This window comes from Robiginitalea biformata HTCC2501 (assembly GCF_000024125.1).
Taxonomy (GTDB): Bacteria; Bacteroidota; Bacteroidia; order Flavobacteriales; family Flavobacteriaceae; genus Robiginitalea; species Robiginitalea biformata.
The window spans coordinates 1,870,871-1,893,812 of the sequence record NC_013222.1 but is presented as its reverse complement, the minus strand read 5'-3'; the positions used below and the strand labels follow the sequence as shown (position 1 = coordinate 1,893,812).

27 protein-coding genes are annotated in these 22,942 nt (G+C 56.4%); 19 read left to right on the top strand and 8 right to left on the bottom strand.

Translation table 11 applies throughout. The features are described from left to right. Window positions 1-9 precede the first annotated feature (9 nt). The 9 genes from RB2501_RS08485 (at window position 10) to RB2501_RS08450 (ending at window position 5,936) form a co-directional block, all read left to right on the top strand. Complete coding sequence (locus RB2501_RS08485; RefSeq protein ID WP_015754369.1) at window positions 10-645, top strand: transglutaminase-like domain-containing protein; 636 nt, start codon at window positions 10-12, stop codon at window positions 643-645. Between the two features lie 49 nt (window positions 646-694). Beyond that, window positions 695-1,912 carry a DmpA family aminopeptidase gene (locus RB2501_RS08480; protein ID WP_015754368.1) on the top strand — a complete coding sequence of 406 codons (1,218 nt, stop codon included), beginning with the start codon at window positions 695-697 and terminating at the stop codon, window positions 1,910-1,912. Between the two features lie 54 nt (window positions 1,913-1,966). Beyond that, window positions 1,967-2,530: a VanZ family protein gene (locus RB2501_RS08475; protein ID WP_015754367.1), complete on the top strand. Its 564-nt coding sequence runs from the start codon at window positions 1,967-1,969 to the stop codon at window positions 2,528-2,530. A 163-nt stretch (window positions 2,531-2,693) separates the two neighbouring features. Further along, the gene (locus RB2501_RS08470; RefSeq protein ID WP_015754366.1) at window positions 2,694-3,332 is read left to right on the top strand and encodes a class I SAM-dependent methyltransferase; all 639 of its coding nucleotides are present in this window, start codon (window positions 2,694-2,696) and stop codon (window positions 3,330-3,332) included. Then, on the top strand, window positions 3,329-4,048 hold the full coding sequence (locus RB2501_RS08465; protein ID WP_015754365.1) for a hypothetical protein: 720 nt from the start codon (window positions 3,329-3,331) through the stop codon (window positions 4,046-4,048). Before RB2501_RS08470 ends, RB2501_RS08465 begins: the two co-directional genes overlap by 4 nt. Further along, window positions 4,045-4,185, top strand: coding sequence for a hypothetical protein (locus RB2501_RS16245; protein WP_015754364.1), 141 nt, complete (start codon window positions 4,045-4,047; stop codon window positions 4,183-4,185). The genes RB2501_RS08465 and RB2501_RS16245 overlap by 4 nt, the downstream gene beginning before the upstream one ends. A 19-nt stretch (window positions 4,186-4,204) precedes the next feature. Next, complete coding sequence (locus RB2501_RS08460) at window positions 4,205-4,564, top strand: VOC family protein (protein WP_015754363.1); 360 nt, start codon at window positions 4,205-4,207, stop codon at window positions 4,562-4,564. A 29-nt stretch (window positions 4,565-4,593) separates the two neighbouring features. Beyond that, window positions 4,594-5,538: a M28 family metallopeptidase gene (locus tag RB2501_RS08455; RefSeq protein WP_202944097.1), complete on the top strand. Its 945-nt coding sequence runs from the start codon at window positions 4,594-4,596 to the stop codon at window positions 5,536-5,538. After that, window positions 5,535-5,936 carry a hypothetical protein gene (locus tag RB2501_RS08450; RefSeq protein WP_015754361.1) on the top strand — a complete coding sequence of 134 codons (402 nt, stop codon included), beginning with the start codon at window positions 5,535-5,537 and terminating at the stop codon, window positions 5,934-5,936. Before RB2501_RS08455 ends, RB2501_RS08450 begins: the two co-directional genes overlap by 4 nt. Window positions 5,937-6,079: 143 nt before the next feature. Here the strand turns inward: RB2501_RS08450 and RB2501_RS08445 are convergent, their stop codons facing one another. Next, window positions 6,080-7,084 carry a M10 family metallopeptidase domain-containing protein gene (locus RB2501_RS08445; RefSeq protein ID WP_148214322.1) on the bottom strand — a complete coding sequence of 335 codons (1,005 nt, stop codon included), beginning with the start codon at window positions 7,082-7,084 and terminating at the stop codon, window positions 6,080-6,082. Window positions 7,085-7,272: 188 nt separating this feature from the next. Between RB2501_RS08445 and RB2501_RS08440 the strand changes: the two genes are divergently transcribed. Both RB2501_RS08440 and RB2501_RS08435 read left to right on the top strand, forming a co-directional pair. Further along, window positions 7,273-8,118 (top strand): alpha/beta fold hydrolase, encoded by an 846-nt coding sequence (locus tag RB2501_RS08440; protein ID WP_015754359.1) that lies wholly within the window; start codon window positions 7,273-7,275, stop codon window positions 8,116-8,118. A 13-nt stretch (window positions 8,119-8,131) separates the two neighbouring features. Further along, window positions 8,132-9,043 carry a PD40 domain-containing protein gene (locus tag RB2501_RS08435; RefSeq protein WP_202944096.1) on the top strand — a complete coding sequence of 304 codons (912 nt, stop codon included), beginning with the start codon at window positions 8,132-8,134 and terminating at the stop codon, window positions 9,041-9,043. A gap of 12 nt (window positions 9,044-9,055) precedes the next feature. On the opposite strand, the gene RB2501_RS08430 is transcribed toward RB2501_RS08435, so the two are convergent. Next, window positions 9,056-9,805 carry an NIPSNAP family protein gene (locus tag RB2501_RS08430; protein WP_015754357.1) on the bottom strand — a complete coding sequence of 250 codons (750 nt, stop codon included), beginning with the start codon at window positions 9,803-9,805 and terminating at the stop codon, window positions 9,056-9,058. 334 nt (window positions 9,806-10,139) lie between these two features. Here RB2501_RS08430 and RB2501_RS08425 point away from each other — a divergent pair, with 334 nt between their 5' ends. The 4 genes from RB2501_RS08425 to cls all read left to right on the top strand — a co-directional run bounded on the left by RB2501_RS08425 (window position 10,140) and on the right by cls (window position 14,316). Next, the gene (locus RB2501_RS08425) at window positions 10,140-10,646 is read left to right on the top strand and encodes a hypothetical protein (RefSeq protein WP_015754356.1); all 507 of its coding nucleotides are present in this window, start codon (window positions 10,140-10,142) and stop codon (window positions 10,644-10,646) included. Between the two features lie 168 nt (window positions 10,647-10,814). Then, a complete protein-coding gene (locus RB2501_RS15805; RefSeq protein ID WP_083760699.1) occupies window positions 10,815-11,987 on the top strand; it encodes a DUF2911 domain-containing protein in 1,173 nt (390 codons plus the stop codon). 64 nt (window positions 11,988-12,051) lie between these two features. Beyond that, window positions 12,052-12,774 (top strand): energy transducer TonB, encoded by a 723-nt coding sequence (locus RB2501_RS08415; protein WP_015754354.1) that lies wholly within the window; start codon window positions 12,052-12,054, stop codon window positions 12,772-12,774. Between the two features lie 78 nt (window positions 12,775-12,852). Beyond that, window positions 12,853-14,316 carry a cardiolipin synthase gene (cls, locus tag RB2501_RS08410; protein WP_148214321.1) on the top strand — a complete coding sequence of 488 codons (1,464 nt, stop codon included), beginning with the start codon at window positions 12,853-12,855 and terminating at the stop codon, window positions 14,314-14,316. Between the two features lie 52 nt (window positions 14,317-14,368). Here cls and RB2501_RS08405 read toward each other — a convergent pair whose 3' ends face one another. The 4 genes from RB2501_RS08405 to RB2501_RS08390 form a co-directional block, all read right to left on the bottom strand. Then, window positions 14,369-15,019 carry a hypothetical protein gene (locus RB2501_RS08405; protein WP_015754352.1) on the bottom strand — a complete coding sequence of 217 codons (651 nt, stop codon included), beginning with the start codon at window positions 15,017-15,019 and terminating at the stop codon, window positions 14,369-14,371. A 112-nt stretch (window positions 15,020-15,131) separates the two neighbouring features. Further along, a complete protein-coding gene (locus RB2501_RS08400) occupies window positions 15,132-16,499 on the bottom strand; it encodes an MBL fold metallo-hydrolase RNA specificity domain-containing protein (protein ID WP_015754351.1) in 1,368 nt (455 codons plus the stop codon). Continuing rightward, on the bottom strand, window positions 16,496-17,347 hold the full coding sequence (locus RB2501_RS08395) for a hypothetical protein (RefSeq protein WP_015754350.1): 852 nt from the start codon (window positions 17,345-17,347) through the stop codon (window positions 16,496-16,498). The genes RB2501_RS08400 and RB2501_RS08395 overlap by 4 nt, the downstream gene beginning before the upstream one ends. 4 nt (window positions 17,348-17,351) lie before the next feature. Then, window positions 17,352-18,212, bottom strand: a complete 861-nt coding sequence (locus tag RB2501_RS08390) for a universal stress protein (RefSeq protein ID WP_015754349.1) — start codon at window positions 18,210-18,212, stop codon at window positions 17,352-17,354. 111 nt (window positions 18,213-18,323) lie between these two features. On the opposite strand from RB2501_RS08390, the gene trxA reads away from it, so the two are divergent. From trxA to RB2501_RS08370, 4 genes are all read left to right on the top strand, one after another. Then, window positions 18,324-18,629, top strand: a complete 306-nt coding sequence (trxA, locus tag RB2501_RS08385) for a thioredoxin (RefSeq protein ID WP_015754348.1) — start codon at window positions 18,324-18,326, stop codon at window positions 18,627-18,629. A 107-nt stretch (window positions 18,630-18,736) separates the two neighbouring features. Next, window positions 18,737-19,753 carry an efflux RND transporter periplasmic adaptor subunit gene (locus RB2501_RS08380; protein WP_015754347.1) on the top strand — a complete coding sequence of 339 codons (1,017 nt, stop codon included), beginning with the start codon at window positions 18,737-18,739 and terminating at the stop codon, window positions 19,751-19,753. After that, a complete protein-coding gene (locus RB2501_RS08375; protein ID WP_015754346.1) occupies window positions 19,750-21,012 on the top strand; it encodes an ABC transporter permease in 1,263 nt (420 codons plus the stop codon). Before RB2501_RS08380 ends, RB2501_RS08375 begins: the two co-directional genes overlap by 4 nt. Window positions 21,013-21,019: 7 nt before the next feature. Continuing rightward, the gene (locus tag RB2501_RS08370) at window positions 21,020-21,703 is read left to right on the top strand and encodes an ABC transporter ATP-binding protein (RefSeq protein ID WP_015754345.1); all 684 of its coding nucleotides are present in this window, start codon (window positions 21,020-21,022) and stop codon (window positions 21,701-21,703) included. Between the two features lie 11 nt (window positions 21,704-21,714). Here RB2501_RS08370 and RB2501_RS08365 read toward each other — a convergent pair whose 3' ends face one another. Beyond that, window positions 21,715-22,005, bottom strand: a complete 291-nt coding sequence (locus RB2501_RS08365) for a chaperone modulator CbpM (protein WP_015754344.1) — start codon at window positions 22,003-22,005, stop codon at window positions 21,715-21,717. A 4-nt stretch (window positions 22,006-22,009) separates the two neighbouring features. Continuing rightward, entirely contained in the window at window positions 22,010-22,933 is a 924-nt protein-coding gene (locus RB2501_RS08360; protein ID WP_015754343.1) for a DnaJ C-terminal domain-containing protein, read from the bottom strand. Window positions 22,934-22,942 lie beyond the last annotated feature (9 nt).

Sequence of the window (22,942 nt, the reverse complement as noted above, 5' to 3'; positions counted from 1 at the left end):
AACAAACCGATGCGCTATCTGGCACCCACCTATTTTTTCGATTATACGAGCCAGCCCATCCGGGAGCTGGTGGCCGAATTCCGGGAGGGCTCGCGGTCCGAAAAGGAAATGGCCGTGGGGCTCTACACCAGGGTCCGCGACAATTGGAAATACGACCCGTACCGCATCAGTTTGGAAAAAGCGGATTTTCGGGCCAGCCGGATAGCGGGCCAGGCCAGCGGGAACTGCGTGGAAAAATCCATTTTGCTCATTGCCGGCCTCCGGGCCCTGGGCATCCCGGCCAGGCTGCATCTTGGGAAGGTCAAGAACCACCTGGCCGCTGAGCGGCTGAAGGAGAAGTTCGGCTCGGATGAGCTGACGCCCCATGGGATGGTCAATGCCTGCATCGACGGGAAGTGGCTGAAAATGTCCCCGGCCTTCAACCGGGAACTATGCGAAAAATTTGACGTGGAGCCCCTGGAGTTCGACGGGGAAAACGACTCGTATTTGCAGGCCTTCGACAGCGAAGGCCGCCTGTTTATGGAATATCTCGAGGATTACGGACACTTTGAGGACGTCCCCCTGGATTTTATGATCAATAACCTGAAAGCGCATTACCCGCATATCTTCGATACGGACAAAAATAAATCGGTTTATCGGCTATAGGCAGAATTACCAGCTGCCCATACCCGCAACAATCTAACACCACACCTCTATGATCTACAAGCAGAATAGTGTACGTGCCGGCAGCGTAGTCCTGCCCCTTGTGCTGTGTATGTTGATCTCCGCGACAGCCATTTCCCAGAAACCCCGGGCCCGGGACCTGGGCATCCCGTTTTCCGGCCAACCCGGCAAACTGAATGCCATCACCGACGTGGCCGGTGTAGAGGTGGGGTATGCCACCATCATCTCGGGCGAAGGCGAAAATGTGGTCGGTAAGGGGCCTGTGAGGACCGGGGTTACCGCCATCTTCCCCAGGGGGAAGGCCAAAAAATTCAGTCCTGTATACGCCAACTGGTACAGCCTCAACGGCAACGGAGAGATGACCGGCACCACCTGGGTAACCGAGTCCGGGTTTTTGGAGACGCCCATCATGATCACCAATACGAACAGCGTCGGGACGGTGCGGCAGGCCGTGCTGGAATGGTACGTGGACACCGACTGGTACCGGGGGGAGCCCTGGTGGTACACCTATCCGGTAGTTGCGGAAACCTACGACGGCTTCCTCAATGACATTTACGGCTTCCACGTCAAAAAGGAACACGTGATGGAGGCGATAGACAACGCTGCCGGCGGGTCCCTGGCTGAGGGAAATGTCGGCGGGGGCACCGGGATGATGTGCCTGGGCTTCAAGGGCGGTACCGGCACGGCATCCCGCCAATTCCGGATCGGGGAAACAGAATATACCCTTGGGGTGTTGGTACAGGCAAATTTCGGGGCCAAATTCAACCTGACCATTGCCGGGGTGCCTGTAGGCAGGGAGCTGATCGACACGCTCAATTACGAGCTGAAAAAGCCGCCCATGTCATCGAGGCAGGAAGGGGACGGGTCCATCATTGTGGTGGTGGCTACGGATGCCCCCCTCCTCCCCCATCAGCTTAAACGCATTGCCCAGCGGGTCCCCCTGGGGATCGGCAATGTGGGTGGCCGCGGGTCGAATGGGTCCGGGGATATCTTTATCGCCTTTTCCACGGCGAATGAACAGGCTTTTAACCGGGAGGCAACCGTTCAGGTGGAAACCCTGCCCAACGATCAGATGAACCGGCTTTTTCAAAGTACGGTGGAGGCTGTGGAAGAAGCTATCGTCAATGCGATGGTCGCCGCCGAGGATATGGAGGGCATCAACGGCAACAAGGCCTATGCAATCCCACACGACCTGCTGGTCGAAACGCTGCGGAAATACAACCGGGTCGGCAACCCGGACCCCAGGTAGAAAGGCGGGAGGGCGAATTAAATTGAGTACCTTTCCGGGAAAATCCTCCCGGATATGGCGCTCTTTACATCTTCGCGGGAAAAACGACGCTGGCTTTGGGTCCTGGCTGTAATTGCCGCCATCTACGGTACGCTGTTTATGGGACAGCCCCTGGTCCGGGAATTGCGGGACCAGGATGTACAGGCTGTATTTTTCCTGATCGGGATGCTACTGGCGGCGACGGCCGTCCTGATCCATGGCGGCCGGCCCGAAACCAGCCGGTATGAATTGGTGGTAATCCTCGGTATTCTGGCGGTCTATACCATGTTTGTGTTTCGGCTGGGAGCACCGGAACGCAGCCACCTGATCGAATACAGCGTACTGGCCATTTTTATCCACCGGGCGCTGTCCGAAAGGGCCCGGCACCGCAAACCCGGTCTGGCCCCCTCGCTTTTGGCCGTGATCCTCGCCTCGCTGGTCGGGATACTCGATGAAGGCATCCAGTGGTTTTTGCCCAACCGGGTCTTCGACCCCGAGGATATGTTCTTCAATATCATGGCGGCCGGCATGGCGGTAGGCGCGAGTTCCCTGCTGCTCTGGGTGCGGGGGAAGCACAAAAGAAAACGCAAGGGCGGGTAACGCCGTAAGTTGCCCTGCGGGTTTTAACCCGGTTATGGTTTATTTTATTTGTTTTAGACCGATAAAACTAAAGGCCAAATGAAATTATTCCGGACGCACCTGTTGGCTGGCTGGCCGATAGGTTGCACGGGGATCCGGCCGGAAAGAACTAATTGGAAACAACATGAAAGCCTTCAACCGAAAAAAACACTGGGAAAACATCTACCGGACCCGGGAACTCAAAGACGTGAGTTGGTTTCAGCCAACCCCGGAGACCTCCCTGTCGTATTTCGAGGCTTTCGAGGTGCCGACCACTGCCCGGATCATCGACGTTGGCGGCGGGGACAGCCTGCTGGCAGACCATTTGCTCGAACGGGGCTATTCAGACATAACGGTTCTGGACATTTCCGCTGAGGCCATCAACCGTGCACGCGAGCGATTGGGCCACCAGGCCAACCGGGTGAAGTGGATCGTGGCCGATGCAGCCAATTTTACCCCATCAGATACTTACGACTTCTGGCACGACCGGGCTGCCTTTCATTTCCTTACGGATCCCGGGGACATTGCCGGCTACCTGGATTCGGTCCGGCAAGGCCTGAACCCGGATGGTATCCTGGTAATCGGGACATTTTCCGTAAATGGCCCTGAAAAGTGCAGCGGCATCCGGGTAATGCAGTATTCCGGTCAATCGATGGCCCGGCTGCTGGAGCCGGACTTCGAGAAGATCCGCTGTGAAACCCTGGATCACCGCACCCCCTCAGGGAGTATGCAGAATTTTGTTTTTTGTAGTTTTAGGAGGAAGGCCCACCGGAATTCCCAATGAGCACCCTGACGCGATTTCAAAACTATTTCCTTTATACCAAAAGCAACTGGTGGTACTGGCTGTTTTCCATTTTTTGCCGATTGTCCCTGGCCTATGCCTTCCTGGTGGCCGGCGGGGTCAAGATTTTCGGGGAGCGGTTTGCCAGCGGCCTGTCCGAAATCCATCCCATGGGTGCCTACCTGGAGGCCCTGCACCATACAGGCTATTATTACACCTTTATCGGGGTGGCGCAAATAGTCGCCGCTATCCTGCTGCTGATTCCGCGGACCGTGGCCCTGGGCGCCCTGCTGTACTTCCCGATCATCCTCAATATCTGGGTGTTGTCCTTTGCCGTCCGGTTCGAGGGGTCCTTTGTCACCTCTCCGCTGATGGTACTGGCCAACCTGTTTTTGCTGGCCTGGCATTACGACAAATTCCAATACCTCCTGCCTTTCTGGAAGCCCCCGGGAATCCCGGTTTTCACCCGGCCAAAAAAGTACTCTAAAAAGTTCCCCTGGAAATTTTTCCTGGCTGTTTTGGCCCTATCGGCCGGCACCGTCCTTTTTGCCCTTTTCGGGCTCGAGGTGATGCCCCGGAATTCCCTCAAGGACTGCCAGAGCCAATTTACCGGGAGAGCGAATGAACTCGCCGGAAACGACTTCTGCGCGTGTATCCACAAGGAAGGGGGCTCGCTCGATGCGTGTTTGATGCGTTACGAGGAAGCGCTGGCGAAATGATATCCCGGGCAGGACGCACTGTAAAATCCCTCGAATACAGTTTTTACGACCTGAATAAAAACGCTATTTTCATGGTGCAGGATATGCAGGTCCTCCAACTCAAAGGCTACAGCCCGGTAGAATTTACCCCGGGATAATCCGGATAAAATTGTGCGCATGAAACCTGTCCCGATTAATTATATCGAATTCAAGGCGGCCAACCTGGAGCAGGTCAAATCCTTTTACAGCAGGCTGTTTGGCTGGAAATTCACCGATTACGGCCCGGAGTATACCGCTTTTACCGATAGCGGGTTGGAAGGCGGATTCAGCAAATCGGATGAGGCGGTCACCAACGGAGCCCTGGTGGTGCTCTACCATCCGGATCTCGGGGCCCTGGAGTCCAAAATCCGCAAAGCCGGGGGGAAGATTACCCGGGGAATCTTTTCGTTTCCCGGGGGACGGCGTTTCCATTTCCTCGATCCCGCCGGCAATGAACTGGCTGTTTGGTCGGACCAGGGAATCGAAAACGGAGATTGATGCTGCCTGTCCATGAAACCTCATACCGATTGAAATCCGCATACGCGCTACTGGTGTTGCTGATCGCAACGGCTTGCGGCCAACAAAGCAGAACGCCCGGTTTGCTGACCGCCGCCATCCCGGGGGAAAGGATGGCCTGCCAAAAAAGAATCGTCGGCGACCTTTCCGGGGCGAACCCTTTGGGAAGCGGGGACTTCCTTGCCAGCAGATGGTCGCCGGGGGAGCGATCCACCGCCCGGGCCTACCTGAAAGAATTAATAGGGACCCTGGGTGTCGAAGCCCGGGAACAAACCTACACCTCCCCGAACCTCAACCCGGCCATCGACCTGATCCTGGAACCATTCCGGGGGACAAATATCTACGGAGTCCTGCCGGCAACGGGAACGAGCGACTCCTATATCGTCCTGGGGGCCCATTACGATTCCGGCAAGCGGAATGCCCCGGGAGCCATTGACAACGCCACGGGGATTGCCCTGATTTACGATGTGGTCCGGGAATTGGCCCGAGAGTCCGTTCGCAACCGAAATATTGTGCTGGTGTTTTTTGACCAGGAAGAGGAGGAACTCATCGGCAGCAAGGCATTTGTCCGGTTGATGAAAAGGGAAGCCTGGGACGTACACAGCGTCCATTGTTTCGACATGGTCGGGTGGGACGCCGACGGGGACCGCGCCATGGAGGTATTTTCCGCGAGCGATTCGCTTTTGGCAGCCTACCGGACGACTTCCCGGGAACTCGGCCTCCCCCTGAAGGAGATCCGGATCGACCCGGTAGGTTACGACAACAATGCCACGGATTTCGATGCTTTTGTCCCTGTCGGACACCCCGTTATCGGGGCGGGCGAATGTTATTACCACAAAGATTCAACCCCCTATAAGGACACCCCCGGGGATACCTTTGACACAGTTGATTTCGATTACCTGCTGTCCTGCACCAGGCGGGTGGCAACCATCCTGAAAAAAATGACTACAGAATGACCGCGGAAAAACAGCGTATCCGGAAACTCTTCGGGGAATATCCCCGATACGGGCTGGTACTGGCCAACAGCCTGCTATTCTTCCTGTACAAAGGCGTAAGCTATGCATTGATAGGAAGTTACATCCCGCTGCTGGTCTTCCTCGGGGTCCTGGCCCTCTGGTACTACGGGCTGTCGGCCTCCGGCCTGGGAGCCCGGCGGGTTGCGCGTTTCTGGGCATTTGTACTGATCCTATGGGCAAGCGTACGCCTGCTGCTGGCCGGGGTGAACCAATTTATGAAACCGGTCCCGGAAGGCCATGTGGCGGCCCAACTGGGCCTGGGAGGCACGCTGTTGAGCCTGGCGGTGTTGTTTTGCGGGATCTACCTGTGGAAATTCCGGAAATCTGTATTCCAGTGACCATGAGATCCGGCGGAACCTGCCCCCAGACCAAGTATCCCGCACCCTTTCGGGGATTCCCAATTAGTCAGCCTCCGAAATAAAAAAACCCCGGTATCCGGGGTTTTATCGATAATCATTAAAATATCGGAATTCAGTAACCGTCAATTATTTGGCCAGTTACTCCAATTGGAACAGAAACCTGCCTTATCGGTTTTCTCAACTACCCGATTGACCCCGGAATAACCGGCATTCATTAACGCCCGGGGTGAGAAATGTACTTTGCCGTTGGCCTCAGTCCGGGTTACTTTCCCAAAGTGCGCCTGGCTCAGGGCATGCCCTACTTCGTGCAAGGCAACCGTCTGGAAATCGACCCCGCTACCGGTGGCCACCACGTCCTGCCAGTTGAAGGCATCGTTGTAATACACTTCCTTGATGGCCACATCTCCCTTGCCGTCCTGGTTGATATCCTCTATATAGGTCAGGGTAAAGGTCACCCCAAGGATAAAATTACCCCCGTTTACATCGACCAAATCAAAAAATGCCTTGGGCAACACGCCCGCGTGCACGATAACCCCCGGGAAGAATCCGGAACTACCCCCGAAGCCGAAGAAGAAATTCGAAACAAAACCGATATCCGATGGAAAAACGCCTGCATTATAGATACTGAAACCGTCTGCACACGAGACGTTGTCCCAGGTAGCCATAACCGCATCGATGGGAGCCAGTACGTTCAGGCCGGAAGCCGTAGAGGCTTGCGTCCCGTCAACAATATAGGGTATGTCGGTACCCGGCAGGGCGTTCCGCGGGTCGTTTGGAACGAAATCCGAAGCCAGGCGTTTGTTGCCGGTATCCTTGAAAAATACAGTCTGGCCGGCACCCTGGGCCGTGAAGTATTCCATTTTTTCAAGCTGAATGCCGTATGGGATAAGCTGCTCGTTGATCAGTGCCACGTCCTGTTGCAGACCGCTGGACGATTTGCCGCTCTGCATCCGTCCTTTTAAATCCACGGGCATGCCGCGAAGGCTTTTGATCCCCGGGATCTCCACGGGTGTCATCTCCAGGTCGAAAGTAGCCTGGGTAGCCTCGGGGACTTCGGTCAATTCCCGTTGCTCGCATCCTGCGAGCCAAACAAGCAGGGCGCCTGTTAAAAACAATCTATTTTTCATGTATTTAAAGTTTTGCAGAGGGAATCCCCCTGCGGTTGATATTTCCATAAGATTATGCTTTTTCCGCCTAAAAAACAATGGGTTATCAAAGAACTTATTCCTAATTTACCCAAAAAACCCACCAATTGATTCCCTATATTTGGTGGAACTATTCCCAAATATCGAGGGCCAATCCACAAAGCCAGACGATGACCACTTTCCGACAGATAAACACCGGCACCCTGGAATTCGATTGCCTTGAGGCCGGCGACCCGGCCGGTGAAGCCGTGATCTTCCTTCACGGTTTTCCCGAAACCCATTTTATGTGGCGGCGGCTGATGGCCGAACTGGCATCCGAGGGCTTCTACTGCATCGCCCCGAACATGCGCGGGTACAGCCCGAATGCCTGCCCAAAGGGCGTTGCCCATTATGGTATCCGCCACCTGCGGCAGGACGTCGCGGATTGGGCCGATGCCCTGGGGATCGACCGGTTCCATCTGGTAGGCCACGATTGGGGAGCTGCTGTGGGCTGGCAGGCGACATTCCACTTTGACCAGCGCATCCTGAGCTGGACAGCCCTTTCGGTGCCCCATGGCCGCGCCTTTGCCAAGGCGTTGAAAACGGATAAGGTACAGCGGAAGAAAAGCAGCTATATCCGGTGGTTCCTGCTACCCCGGATCCCCGAATGGATGATCCGAAAGGACGATTTTGCCAAATTTCGCCGGCTTTGGAAACGGAGCGCCCCGGAGGAGGTCGAAAATTACCTCTCGGTATTCCGGAGGAAGGCCTCGCTCACTGCAGCCCTGAATTATTACCGGGCGAATTTCGGAAGGAGAAAAATGAAGCCCACCGGCCCGGTTTCCGTACCCACGTTGTTTATTTGGGGAAACAGGGACCTGGCAATTGGAGCCTTTGCAGCCAGGGCTAATGCCAATTACGTTGACGGGCCGTATACTTTTCTGGAAATAGACGGGGGCCACTGGCTGATACAGGAAAATTACCCGGAGGTGGCCCGGGCCGTCCGCCACCACCTCCTGAAATACAAAACCAAATGATCCGGGCTTACTGATGAAAATGATGCCCCTGCTATTTGCCACATTAACGATGGTCGGGATGGGGGGTCTAATGGCCCAGGAGCCCGAAGCGCCCTTTGCTTATTTCGGGCAGAAAACCCCGGATACCATCCCGGAATTATTTGCCCCGGGCCTGGTTTCCCGGAAAGACCGGCACGAATTCGGTTCGGTCTTTACCGCGGACGGCCGCGAATTTTACTTTGGGGTGGATACCGGGGAACAATCGGAAATCCATATGGTGCGCTGGGAAGGGGGCGTATGGGGCGAACCGCAGAAACTGTTTGCCGACAGCCCGTTCAGCCATAACGACCCGATGCTTTCCCCGGACGGCAGTCGCCTGTATTATATCTCCGACCGGCCCGGTACTGAGACCCGGCATAAAAAGGATTACGATATCTGGTTTTCACTTCGCGAGGGAGGCGGCTGGTCTCCTCCCATCAATGCCGGCTACCCGGTCAACAGCCCGGCCAACGAATACTACGCTTCCTTTGCCGCCGACGGCTCCCTGTTCTTTGCATCCAACCATGGTGCCGGTACGGAGGCATTGTACAATTACGACATCTATCGCTCGCCGTGGAAGGACGGCTCCTTCCGGACACCTGTCCAACTCCCTGCAGCCATTAACACGCCGCACTATGAGGCCGACGTGTTCGTCTCGCCGGATGAATCCTACATGATTTTCTGTGCCGTACGCCGGGAAGGTTCCGGACAGGGCGACCTGTACATCAGTTTCCGGGGGGGCGACGGACTATGGTTGCCCGCCGTGAACCTCGGGGAAACCATCAATACGCCCGGCCACGAATTGTGCCCGTTTGTGACGGCCGATGGCAACTACTTTTTCTTTACCCGGGACGGGGACATTTATTGGGCAGACTCGCAGATATTCAAAGGCTTGCGCAAAGACTGAATCCGCAACGGACTATAAACTGGAATACGGGAGCGGCTTTAGGAAGACGCGGGTGATATCGTCCATCGCATGAGCGTATTCCTCCAGTTTCGATATCCGTTGCCACTCCGGGTGCGGACCGAATCGGGCCCAGGCGGCTGCATGGTGCTCCCGGTCGCGGAACGCGAGCATGTAGGTCAGGCAGGGCATCTGTTCCCCGGCGATATTCGCCCCGAAGAAAACCATCGGCAGGCCGACATCTTCAAAGATATCAAACTCGCTGTCGTTGAACATTTTGACTTTCCGCCTGAGGGCATCCTCATTATAGCTCTCGTAAATCCGCAACTCAAATAACCCCGTACCTGATTCCGGCGAAGCCAGCTGCGGAAACCCGGTAGTGGACTGGATCAGGTTGGAGGTGATTCGCTTGTAAGGCATGGTTTGCGGATCTGCCGTCAGGTAGTCGCCGGCATCTTCTAAATAGGTTGCATCTTCTTCAAGGGCCTCTTTCGAATCCTGGAAGGCCTGGATATCGTCATAGGCGATCAGCAGGTAAATCTTTTTCGGGAGGGCGTCCCCGGCTTCCTCAAAGGCCCCCACGTGGCGCACGCCCTGCCGACCGAGGGCCGGGATCAGCGCGTGCTCCAGGTAGTTGTGCAACACCTCCGCCGGGCGGAGGAATTCCAGTTCGTAAGTACGAAGCTCGTATACTTCTTCCTGGGCCGCCAGCCTCAGAAGGGTTGAGCATAAAAACAGGGTGGATAATACAAGGATCCGGTTCATTGTAATAGGTGCGTTTCGTTAGTTTGTCGTTTCCGATCACAGGCCAGGGAACCGCCCGGTCGGAACGGGACGCTCGCCTGGAAGGCTGCAGAAAGATACTACAAACCGCGCGGCAACCGGCCCCCTGGGCCTGAAAATCTACCCGGATCCCTCCTGCCACCCAACCGGATCCCACCTGCCACCCGATAAATCTCCCCCTCCGTCTACTGTGAATTCTTCACAGGAATGGCCCGAAAACGGATGCAAAACGTGTCATTCATCGAATAAATCTGCATTTCATGTACGATCCGGTTAAATTTGATCGTTGTATTTTCCTACATAACACGTAGTCTTTATGAAACGAGGTGTACTTTTTTTCGCAATACTTGCCGGCCTGAGCCTGATGCTTTTCTCATCCTGCAGTAAACCGGATAACGGAGAACTGGATCGTGGAACCTTTATCCGTTTCACCATCGACGAAACGGAGTACTACTTTGAGAACCTCACAACCAGCCAATATACCGACAAGAGCAATTCCAACGGCACGGCGCGAATCTATCCCGAGTCACCCAACGCAGCCCGCATCGCCCCTGAAAACACGCCCATTACGCTTTACCTGCCGATGGATGTCAGTAAAGGCGCCCACGAAGTGATGCAGGACGGCAAACCCACGGCCTACAAGGTAGCATTTGCCGCCTCGCTTTCCGGAAGCAACCTGGACTTTGCACACGAAGGCCGAATCATTATCTTCAACGTCACCGAACACTATGTGGAGGGCACGTTTATCGCCCATGTCACTTCCTCGACCAGCAAGGAAGAAGTAACTCTGGCAGACGGCCGTTTCCGGGCATACCTGAACTGATTCTGAGGTTGCGCACCGGGCTATTCTGCGGCCCGCCCGGATGACAATCCCGGGGACAGGGTGCGCCCTGCACCCTTTGATGGTTTCGCTTTCAAGCCCGTAATTTCTTCAGTATCTTTTGCGTGTAAAATCTCCGGGCCTCCCAGCGCCTGGCAAAATCCTGAACCAATGAAGCTCCCTATCCCGGCCCGAAGGGCAAGGTCTTATTTCCTTTTACCTACATTGCTGGCGGCTGTCTTCCTGTCGCGTTGCACGGACAGCACCGCTCCGGAGGCATCTCTGACGGCAACCCTGGGCAACGACACGCTCGTTATTGAACAAATACGCATGCACCCCGGCCTGGTGGAAGCTGAAGTCCTGATTCGCAGCCCCCGCACAGAATACCTGAAACAGACCCTGGAATTAGACGATGAAGGGGATATCATCGAATTCCGTTCGGAAGCCTATCCCGCGGATCGGCTGCAGGGCGACCCCGATCGGATTGAGACGCTAACCCTGGAGGGGGACAGCCTGATACGCGTGATCCGCACGGATTCCTCCGAAAGCCGGCAGGCATTTGCCTACCAGGCGGGTACGCTTCCCTGGATGGATATGGTTCATTGGCCCTATGAACTCGCCGTGCGCCAGATGTCGCGCGACGGTCTGGAAGAGGTCCGCCAGCCGATGTTTACCGGGAGGGGAACGGCAGAATTTGTCATCCGGAGCGAAGGGACCGACTCTGTTTCCGTTCAACACCCGTACCGGGGTACCATGTACGCCCGGACGGATCAATCGGGGGCCCTGGAACACTTCGACGCTACCGCCACCACCCGGAAACTGGTCGTGAAACGCGGGGAACCCGTAGATCTTGAAAGTCTGGCCAACCGCTTCGCCTATTCCCCTATCGGGTCCCTGTCGGGGGAAGGACGCACCGAATCCACTGTCCAGGGGGCAAATATCGTAATCACCTTCGGCCAGCCGGCCCGCCGGGGACGCCTGCTGTTTGGCGGGATTGTCCCGTGGAATGAGCGCTGGCGTACAGGGGCTAACCGGGCCACCCACTTCCGAACAGACCGGGACCTGGTGTTGGGCGGGCTGGACGTACCCGCCGGGGAATACACGCTGTTTACCATTCCGGCCCCGGATGGGGGTACATTGATCGTCAACCGGGAAACCGGGCAGAACGGCAACAATTACGACCCCCAGCAGGACCTCGGACGGGTGCCCATGGAAATCCGGGAGCTGGAACCGAGTGTGGAAAACTTTACCATCGAGGCCGTTGAAACGGCCGAATCCGGTGAATTACGGCTGATGTGGGGGGAGACTGTATTTGTGGTTCCCTTTCGGGTAGTGGGTCCCTAACCTGATGATTATCATATTTTTCCGGGGATAGTACTTGTAAATTGATGGTCTAAAGTCCATCGCCATGCAAGTCAAAAAACATCCCAACGCAGATTTGAACCGCAACAGCGGCCTGTATTTTGTGATCGGCCTGACCCTGGTACTCTTTGTAACCTGGCGGGCCCTTGAATACAAATCGTATGAACAGCCCCATGAGGAATTAATCCACATGGTAGACGTCCCCATGCTGGACGAGAACGTCCCGAAGACGGAGCAAATTCGAACCGCCCCGCCCCCACCGCCACCGGCTGCCCCCGAAGTAATCGAGGTGGTGGAAGACACGGAGGAAATCGAGGAAACCCTTATTGAAAGTACGGAAATGACCCAGGAAACCGTCGTGGCCGACGTAGATCTGGAAGCTTCGGATATTGAAGTCGTCGAAGAGGAAGAGGAGATCTCCGTCCCCTTCGCGGTGATTGAAGAAGTCCCCGTATTTCCGGGTTGCGAAGGGGTATCCAGGGAGGAGCAACGCACCTGTTTCCAGCAAAAGATACAGGAACACATTGCCAGGAATTTCCAATATCCGGAAACCGCAACCGAACTGGGTATTCAGGGCAAGGTCTACGTGTTGTTCTATATCGGCACGGATGGTCAGGTTGCCGGAATCGAGACACGCGGACCGGATAAAATGCTGGAGGCCGAAGCCCGGCGGATCATCGCGTCCCTCCCCCAAATGAAGCCCGGCAGGCAACGAAACAAAAATGTCCGGGTCCCGTATAGCATCCCCATAAATTTCAAGCTGCTGTAGCCAATTGTGCACCCGGAACCGTAATTTTGCCGGTGGGCACCGGTTGCCCGGTTGTCGAACCCCGTAAATCCCAGGCATGTGTGGCTGACCTTTCTGATTACCGGATATATCCTGCTGGCCCTGACGATCATCGTCCGCCTGCTGCTCCATGGGGTCCGGCCCTCAAAAACCCTGGCCTGGCTCCTGGCGATTTTTACGCTTCCCGTCGGGGGGATCCTGCTCTACCTGCTGGTAGGCAGGAACAGGCGTAAATTGAAGGTATACCGGCAACCTCTTCGCACCCCGCTCCCGGTACCCCTTAGGGAAACGCCGCGTGCTGAGGAGGCCCAAAATGGCGGGGCTCGAATCCAGGGGCACCCGGAACAGCCGGCCGCCCCCGGGATTCAGGGGCACCCGGAAAGGATGATCCAGGCTATCATCGGGGAACATACGGGATTTCCGCTTACTGCCGGAAACGAGGCCACCCTCCTCAAGGACGGGCAGCAGACCTTTGAGCGCATCTTCCAGACCCTTGAAGCGGCCCGGGAGACGATCCATCTGCAGTATTACATCTTCGAAGAGGGCGAACTGGCAGAGCGCCTGTTCCGGCTCTTTGCCCGGAAGGAGGCGCAAGGGGTGGAAGTCCGCCTGCTCTACGATTCGATCGGGAGCTTCTCCCTGAGCAAAACCTACCGGGAACGATTGCGACATGCCGGGATCGAAGCCCATGCCTTCCTCCCTTTCCGATTCGGCAAATTCCTCCGGTCCCTCAACTACCGGAACCACCGAAAAATCATTGTGGTCGACGGCCAGACCGCCTTTACGGGGGGGATCAATATTTCGGACAAATACCTGAAAGGAGATGAGGACCTGCGGATGTGGCACGACATGAACCTGATGCTGCGGGGCCCGGCGGCTGCCCACCTGGATACCGTTTTCCTCAATGACTGGGAACTGGTCACCGGCCGCCGGCTGCCACTGCCCTCCCCCCTCCCCGTAATGGAAGGGGTCCCTTATGCCCCCGTGCAGGTGCTGGCTTCCAGTCCGGATGACGACTTTCCACTGATGGAGCAATTGTACTTTGCCATGATCAACGGGGCGCGGGAATCCATCTATATCACCAATCCCTACCTGATCCCCAGCCAGGCTATCCAACTGGCGCTGCAAACGGCCGCCATGGGAGGTGTAGATGTGCGTATCCTGCTGTCGGACCGGACCGACAGCCGGCTGGTTACCTGGTGCGTGCGATCCTATTTCCAGCAATTCCTGAAGGCCGGTATCCGGATCTACCTGTATCCCGGCGGGTTCCTGCACAGTAAGATACTCACTGTCGACGACCGGCTGGCAACCATCGGGACTGCCAATATGGACAACCGGAGTTTCCAGCACAACTACGAGGTGAATGCGGTGGTATTCGACCGGCAGACAGCCATTGGCCTCCGGGAGGATTTCCTCTCGGACAGCAGCCAGAGCATGGAGCTCGACCCGGATACCTTCAGCCGCAGGCCCTGGCGCCACAAACTCGCCGAGGGGGCAGCGCGCGTGATGAGCCCTTTGCTTTAAGATAGGCTGGGGAGCGTTAAATTGTAAAATCCGGCTCGGCTTAACCGGTTTCCTAGAAGATATCCGTACCCAACAACACCTGGTTGTGCTCCATCCGGTTGCTGATCATCCTTATGTAATCCCGGATGGCCTTCTCCGGGTTGCGGGGGTTGGAAATCAAAATATTGTTCCGCCATACCAGGCTGCGTTCTTTTCCGACGCAAATGCAGTACAGGGAGGTTTCCGTGTAATAATCTGTGGGGGCTTCGTAATAGGCCTTGTCAAAATAGATATCCTGGTGGACCACATAGTCCCGGCTGAATCGCTCGTAGGCAGCACCTATTTCACCGAGGGACTGCGCCAGGTTCGTATGCCTTTCCGTACCGACCACCTTGGTCAGGAGGATGGCGTCGAAGTCCTTGTCCAGGAGTTGTTGTTCCACCCGGTCGAGCTCTTCTTCGGTTTGCGGGGTTTGGGTAAAGGCCACGTCGAACAGGTCGATACTGCGGACGGTCTCAATCCCCTCACCGGAGAAAACCTCCCGGAGGCGCGTTTCAAAATCCTCCCGTACAGCCATATCCGGGGTGATGCCCACAACCAACAGCTTATTGGCGTGGAAAAGTACCCGGTCCGGGTCCTTGTATTCGGATTCGAGCTTCAGGGAACTGCATCCCAGGATCGCCAGGGAGGCAATGGCCAGTAAGGTACTACGTGTATTCTTCATCTTGGATCTGGAATTTGCCGGAGCCCAAACAGATAGTCTGTGTTTCGGTCTCCTGGATATTTCTACAAGTTATCGCGATGTAACCCATATTCTCATGATATATATCAGGCGCTTAAAAGCGAACGCTTTCGCCCAGGTTGGGTATCCGCGCCACCCAACCCCGCTCCGCAAACAATTTGACGCGCAAAGCATCCGCCGCCGTGGGTTCCCCGTGTACCAGGAAGATATGCCCCGGTTGATTTTCCATCCCGGCCGTCCACCAGAGAATCTCTTCCTGATCCGCATGGGCCGACAGGGATTCGTAATGGTGAATGCCGGCTGCCACGCGGATATATTTTCCAAAGATCTTCAACTCCCTCGCCCCTTCCAGTAAATTCCGGCCCCGTGTACCTTCCGCCTGGTAGCCCATGAGGAGGATACGGGTTTCCTCCCGGTCGAGCAGCTGTGCGAGGTAGGTGAGCACCCGCCCCCCGCTGAGCATGCCGCTCCCGGCCACCACTACCTTGGGCCGTGGATCGTCGATTGCCTTCCAGGTTTCCGAATAATCCGAAACTATCAGAAATTCCCGTTTCATTTCCTGGAAATCCGACCGGGACAATTTGTGCCAGTTCGGAAAGCGACCAAAGAGTTCAAAGACATTGGTCCCCATCGGACTGTCTATATATACCGGCAATCGGGGAATTCGGTTGCGTTGCCGGAGCTTGAGTAAGATGAGCATAATGGCCTGCAGGCGCTCCACGGCAAAACTCGGGATAATACAGGTGCCGCGGTCTGTAATTGTCCCCTTGATTTGAGCGGCGAGTTCGGCCTCCATATCCAGGTCCGGGTGCAACCGGTTCCCGTAGGTGCTTTCGAGCAGGAGTACATCGGCGCGCCGGGGGCGTCCCGGCGGAGGCAGTAGCAAATCCTCCCTGCGGCCAATATCACCCGAGAATACCACCCGCGTCCCCCCGGCATCCATCTCGATAAAGCAGGAGCCCAGGATATGGCCGTTGGGAGTGTACCTCACGCGCCAGCCGGGTACCGGCAGGGCAATCCACTCCCCGGTCTCCACAGAGCTGAAGAGCGGGAGCGTATTGGCCACATCCTCCAGCGAATAGAGCGGCTCGGGTTTTGCATGGCGGCTATACCCTTCCTTCAGGGCCTTTTCAGCCTCCTCCATCTGTATCTTGGCGCTGTCCTCCAGTATGATCCGGGCAATCGCCAGGGTGGGGCGCGTCCCGTAAATCTTTCCCCGGAATCCCTCTCGCACCAACCTCGGCAGCAGGCCAACATGGTCCAGGTGGCCGTGGGTCAGGACCACCGCAGCGATATCGGCAGGGGGTATTTCCCAGGATGCGCGATTCAAAGCCCTGAGGGACTTCAGCCCCTGGAACAGGCCGCAATCCACCAGAATCCTTCCCTGCTGGTTTGAAATGAGGTATTTGGACCCGGTGACGCATCCCGCAGCCCCCCAAAAACGCAATTCGGTTTTCATCATTTGTCCTTTTTGCCGCAAAGCGCCTCAAACTCTTTAATAATCCGGCCCTTGCGATTATCGGAAACCCCCAGGTGATCCAGGAAATGGGGTGCCCGCAGCAGCTGGCGCCCCAGGACAACCTCCCGTTCCAGCAGGAATTGTTTTTCCCTGGCACTCAAGAGGACACTGACGGTAATCGGGTACAACCGGTGCCGGTCGATCCGGTCTTTCAGCGCATTCCCCCGCGGATGGCCCCAGCTCAATAAATACATCCCCGAACATTTCCCATAGGCAAGAGCGTCCGAGGTAAAGCGGGTGTTGGTGACCACCCAGGCCGGCTTTAATACCCCCTGCCCGGCCCCCGAAACCGACGGCCCGGCGGCTACGTCCCGATACCTGGAGTGGATGTACAGGGGAATCCGCACGGAGCAGTTCCTGCCGTGTTCGGAATGGAACTTGCACTCAATCAGCGTCAGGGAATCCCCGTTCCTGGCCACCACATCGATTTCATGTCGCACGCAGGCCCCCTGGAATTCCCGGTTGGTTTCCGTTTGATACCCCGAATGGTTGAGCAGGGCGCTGATGAATTTTTCAAATGGGAACCCCGTGGGCCCTAACTCATAGATCGCATTTTTCAACTTATACCGGGAGGCAAAGGTGTTCTGCGCAGCCCGTAGCAACGCAAAGGCCCGGTTGTGGATCTCCCGGGTGGTCATCCCTTCATAGAGTTCTTCGCCCAGGGTCGCCACAATGGAATCGACCGTTTGGGCATCTGCCCCGCTGCGCATCAGGGAACGCCGCAATTTCTTTTCAGAATACCGGACTTCCTTTCCCGAAGACTTCCTGATTTTCTTCCCGGGGTTCGACACCGCGTTAGTTTGATTGGTTCTTACCTTCCTTTTCCGGGGGCAGGACAAGGAATGGGATTCTAGTATGCAGCCCAATGCGGTCCACGACGGGACGAACCAGGAAGTTCTCCAGGGCCGTGTGCCGGTTGCGCACCATCACCAGCAATTCCACAGGATGTTCCCCGGCAAAGGCGTTGATGGCATCCGCCACCCCCTGGGATTCCGTTTCGGTAAGCGCCATCTGCCCGCCAAAACGCCCGAGCAATTGTTCCCTGGCGCGTTGCCTTTCTTCTGAGCTGTCTGCTTCCGTAAAGGCGTGCAACACGTGGAGCCGGGTTTTGGGCTGCCCGAGAAAATGGTTGAGGACCGCCAGGTTGAGCTGGTCATAGTCAACGGCGTAGTCCGTGGGGAAGAGGATGTTCCGGATATGCCGGACTTCTGCCTCTTCCGGAATCACCAGAACCGGGCAATCGGATCGGTGCAAAACGCGCACCGCATTGGATCCGAAAAGGACCTCCCGGGCACCGGTAGCTCCCTGCGTGCCCATGGCGATCAGGTCGAGTTTTTCCTTTCCCGCCATCTCATTTAATTCGGAATCCAGGGCATTGAAGGCAGCATGCGTGTAAAATTCGTGCTGCGGGCCTGCGTCGGGGGACAGGGCCTCCCGGAAATCCTCCAGCTTATCCGTCACCCGCTGCCTGTAGGAATCCCCCAGGCCAATCTGCCCGGGGCTGTGGATCAGGTATTCGGCCCGTAAAAACGAAGGCGTATAGGTGTGGACCAGGAAAAACGTACAGGCTTCCTCCCGGAACAATTCCAGTACAAAACGCGCCGCCCGGGCGGCATGGGGGGAAAAATCGGTGGGTATGGCAATTCTAAGGCTCATGGTACAGGCGGTGATATCCTTAAAGATAGGGAATTAGCTGCCGGGCAAATATGATATCGGTCATGGATTTCCTCCGGGAACTTTGTCTATTTTTGATAAACTCCAACGGATATGAAAGCATCATTTTCAGACCTGATTCGTTCCGAAAACCCGGTACTGGTAGATTTTTACGCGGACTGGTGCGGTCCGTGCAAGACCCTCGCCCCCATCCTGAAAGAGGTGAAAGGCGAACTGGGCGACCGCCTGCGGGTTGTGAAAGTAGATGTGGACCGCAACCAGGAGGTGGCCGGCAGGTACCAGGTCCGGGGCGTACCCACCATGATCCTGTTTAAAAATGGAAAAGTGCTCTGGAGGCAATCCGGGGTGTTGTCAAAACCAGACTTGCTTCGTGCCCTTGAACCCCTGCTGGCATCCTAGCAGTCACCTCCATTACGGATACTATGAAAAAAGTCAAGCGAATTCTTGCGGCCGCCTGTTGGTCCCTTGCTATTTTATTTCCCGGCTGTTCGGGGGAATCCGGGAAAATGCGGCCGACAATCAACACCATTACCGAATCTGTATACGCCTCGGCAACCGTGCAGCCGGACAGCATGTACAAGGTGCATGCTGCAGTTAGCGGCATCCTGGAAAAAAACCTGGTACGGGAAGGCGACCTGGTGCAAACGGGCACGCCCTTGTTGAAGATTACGGATCGCTCCCCGGAGCTCAGCCGGGAGAATGCGCGCCTGCAGATGGAACTCGCGGCATCCAACTACCAGGGAAGCACCACCCCGCTGAGAGACCTGGCATCCCGTATCGAAACGGCACGGCTGGCTTATATCGACGACTCGGTGAACTTCCGGAGGCAGGAAAAACTCTGGTCCCAGCAGATTGGTTCCCGGGCAACCTTTGAAAATCGGAAACTCGCCTATGAACGCTCCCGGAACCAACTCGATCAACTGCAAACCGAATATGCGCGGCTGGAGCGGGAACTCCGTACGAAAATGGAACAGGCGCGGAATTCCTACCGCTCCTACCAGGCAAATGCCGATGAGTTTACCGTGCGTAGTTTTATTGACGGGAAGGTGTATGCCCTCTTTAAGGAACCCGGGGAACTGGTGGTACCCAACGAACCGCTGGCCACCCTTGGAAAACCGGACTCCTTTGTAGTGGAGTTGCTGGTGGACGAGGTGGATATTGTCCGGCTCCGGACGGGGCAGGAGGTCCTGGTAAGCCTGGATGCATACCCCGACGAGGTGTTCCGGGCCGGGCTCACCCGTATTTATCCCCAGAAAGATTCGCGCAACCAGACATTCCTGGCGGAAGCCCGGTTTAAAGCGCCGCCCAATCAACTCTACCCGGGGCTCTCGGGCGAGGCGAATATCGTCATTGACCGGCGGGAAAACGCCCTGACCATCCCCCGGAACCTGCTGCTGGCAGGCGACAGCGTCCTTACCGAAGACGGGATGAAAAAGGTCGTCACGGGCCTGCAAACCCTGGACCGGGTGGAAATCCGCTCCGGCCTGGATGCCGGCACCAACATCCTGAAACCCGAACAATGAAGCAATGGAAACTTATACTGGGCATTGCCAGGACCCACCTGCTAACCAAGATGAAATCGACGGTTACGGCTTCCCTGGGAGTGACTTTCGGCATCGGGGCCTATATCACCCTGGTGAGTTTCATGACCGGGCTCAACGGCATGCTGGACAGCCTCGTCCTTAACCAGACCCCCCATATCCACCTGTACGACGAACTGGAACCCACAGCCGTCCAACCCATTGAACGCAGCCTGGAATTTTCCGGCGACTTACTGAAGATACGCTCCGTCAGGCCAAAACCCGGACAACTGAAAATCCACAATGCCCTGCCCATCCTGGAAACCCTCCGCGAGGACCCGCGCGTACTGGGCGCCACCCCCCAGCTGGTCGCCAATATTTTCTACCTCTCCGGCAGCCTGGATCTCGGCGGGGTACTGATAGGCGTGGATATTATGGAAGAAACCCGGCTATCCAATATGGGCGACTACATTGTGGAGGGAAGCCCGGAAGCCTTGCGCAATACGGAAAATGGCATCCTGCTGGGGATTGGCCTGGCGGAAAAGCTGTCGCTTTCGGTGGGCGACCGCGTGCAGGTAGCCACTACCGAAGGCGGGGTCTTCCCGCTGAAAATCGTAGGGCTCTACCAAAGCGGCCTGGCAGAAGTAGACAACGCCCGGAGTTTCGCCCAGATCGGCACGGTACAACGCATCCTGGGGAAGCCGGTCAATTACCTTACAGACATCAATGTAAAACTCCAAGACATTGGCCTGGCCGTACCCATGGCAAGGGAATTCGAATCCCAATTCGGGGTCAAGGCGCGGGATATCCAGGAAGCCAATGCCCAGTTCGAAACCGGCACGAGCATCCGCAACCTGATCACCTATGCGGTTTCCATCACCCTGCTGATCGTGGCGGGCTTTGGGATTTACAACATCCTGAACATGCTGATCTATGAGAAAATGAACGATATAGCCATCCTGAAAGCCACTGGTTTTTCGGGCAATGATGTCCGGAATATCTTTATGAGCCAGGCGCTGCTCATCGGCCTGGTCGGGGGAATCCTCGGCCTGGTGATCGGTTTTGGCCTGAGCCAGCTCATCGATTCCCTGCCCTTTAACACGGAGGCATTGCCCACCATACGCACTTTCCCGGTTAACCACAATCCGCTATACTACGGCATCGGGATTGTCTTTGCGCTGATCTCAACATTCATCGCGGGATATATGCCCTCGGCCCGGGCGAGACGCATCGATCCCGTGCGTATCATCCGAGGAAACTGACAGGCAAATGACACCGGTAATCGAAGCCAGACATATCGACAAGTTTTTTACCAGCCCCGTGGAATTCCACGTCCTGAAGGATATCACATTTCAAATACCGCCGGGGGAATTCACCAGCATCATGGGGAAATCGGGGTGCGGGAAATCCACCTTGCTGTATATACTTTCCACCATGGATACGGATTACCGGGGGGAATTGCTGCTCAAAGGGGAAGTACTCAGCGGGAAACCGCAGAACCGCCTCTCGCGGATCCGAAATGAAAACATCGGGTTTGTCTTCCAGTTCCACTATCTGCTCGGGGACTTCAGCGTGCTGGAAAACGTTATGCTGCCGGCCCGCAAGCTGGCCCGCAAAAGCGAGGAGGAGATCCGGCACGACGCCCATGAAAAACTCCGGATGCTGCATATTGAGCACCTGGCTTTAAAAAAAGCCTCCCGCATCTCCGGGGGTGAAAAGCAACGGGTGGCGATAGCCCGCGCCCTTATCAACGATCCGGCCATCCTGATGGGGGACGAACCAACCGGGAACCTGGACAGTTACAACTCAGAGAACGTATTCCAGATTTTCAAGCAACTCAAGGAGGAGAAAGGATTGTCCCTGCTGATCGTTACCCACGACGAGGACTTTGCGAGCCGTACCGACCGGATACTCGAAATGGACGACGGCAGGATCGTTGGCGGGAACCCCTGAGGATGGCGCCGTTATTCATACCGGCGAACCTTGCGCCGGAGTTCCAGGATTTCCTGTTGCAAATGCTCCATTCTGTCCAACAACTGCTGAACGGCCCTCAGGCCCTGCGGGCCGATATCCAGGTCGCGGTGCAGCCGGACCATGCGTTCCAGCACCTGTAATTCGTCCGGAGGGATGGCCGGGGCTTCCCCAACTTTTTCAATGCGGACAAGTTCCACTTCCTGTAGCTCGTAAATAAATTTTTCGTCCAGGCAGTGGCCCTGGCAAAAGTCCCGGAGCAGGATGTATGATTCTTGGGTCATGGCGCTACAGATTCGTTTTTTTGAGTTCTTCGAAGAGCTGGCGTTGCCGGTCGGTCAACTTCTCCGGCAGGGACACCTGGTAGGTCAGGACCAGGTCGCCAAAACGGCCTTCTTTCTTGTATACCGGGAAACCTTTCCCTTTCAGCTTTACGCGGGTATCATTCCGGGTGAGCGGCTTGACGTTCATTTTGGCCTTGCCGTCAAATGTGTCGACGGTGATGGTGCCCCCCAGTACTGCGGTCGTCAGCGGGATTTCCACGGTTCGGTACAGGTTGGCGCCCTCCCGGCGGAACGGGGTGGAATTTCGCAGTGCGAAGGTGATATACAAATCCCCATCAGGCCCTCCATTGCGGCCTTTGCCCCCATATCCGCGGATCCGGATGGTCTGCCCGTCTTCGATCCCGGCCGGGATGGTAATGCGGATATTCTTCCCGCCAACCGTCAGCGTCCGTTGGTGGGTCTCGTATACGTCGCGTAAATCGAGTTCCAGCCCCGCCCGGAGGTCCGGCCCCCGGAAACCCCTCCCGGCGGATGGCCCTTCCCCCCGGAATCCACCAAACATGGACTCGAAAAAATCCGAAAAATCGTTGGGGTCGCCCCCGCTGTAGGTATAGCCCCCAAAAGGGTCTCCCCCAAACGGTTCGCCGCTTTGCGGGCCGCTCCGGCTCCCCCTCGCCTTCCGGGCCTTTTCAAACTCCTCGGCGTGCTGCCAGTCCTTGCCGTACTTATCGTATTTCTTGCGTTTCTCAGGATCGCTGAGGACTTCGTGCGCCTCGTTGACTTGTTTGAATTTGATCTCGGAACCGGCATCGTCGGGGTTCAGGTCCGGGTGGTATTTCCGGGCGAGTTTCCGGTAGGCCTTTTTGATCTCGCTTTCGCTGGCCTTCTTGTCCACCCCGAGGACTTTGTAGTAATCGATGAATTCCATGAATGCTTT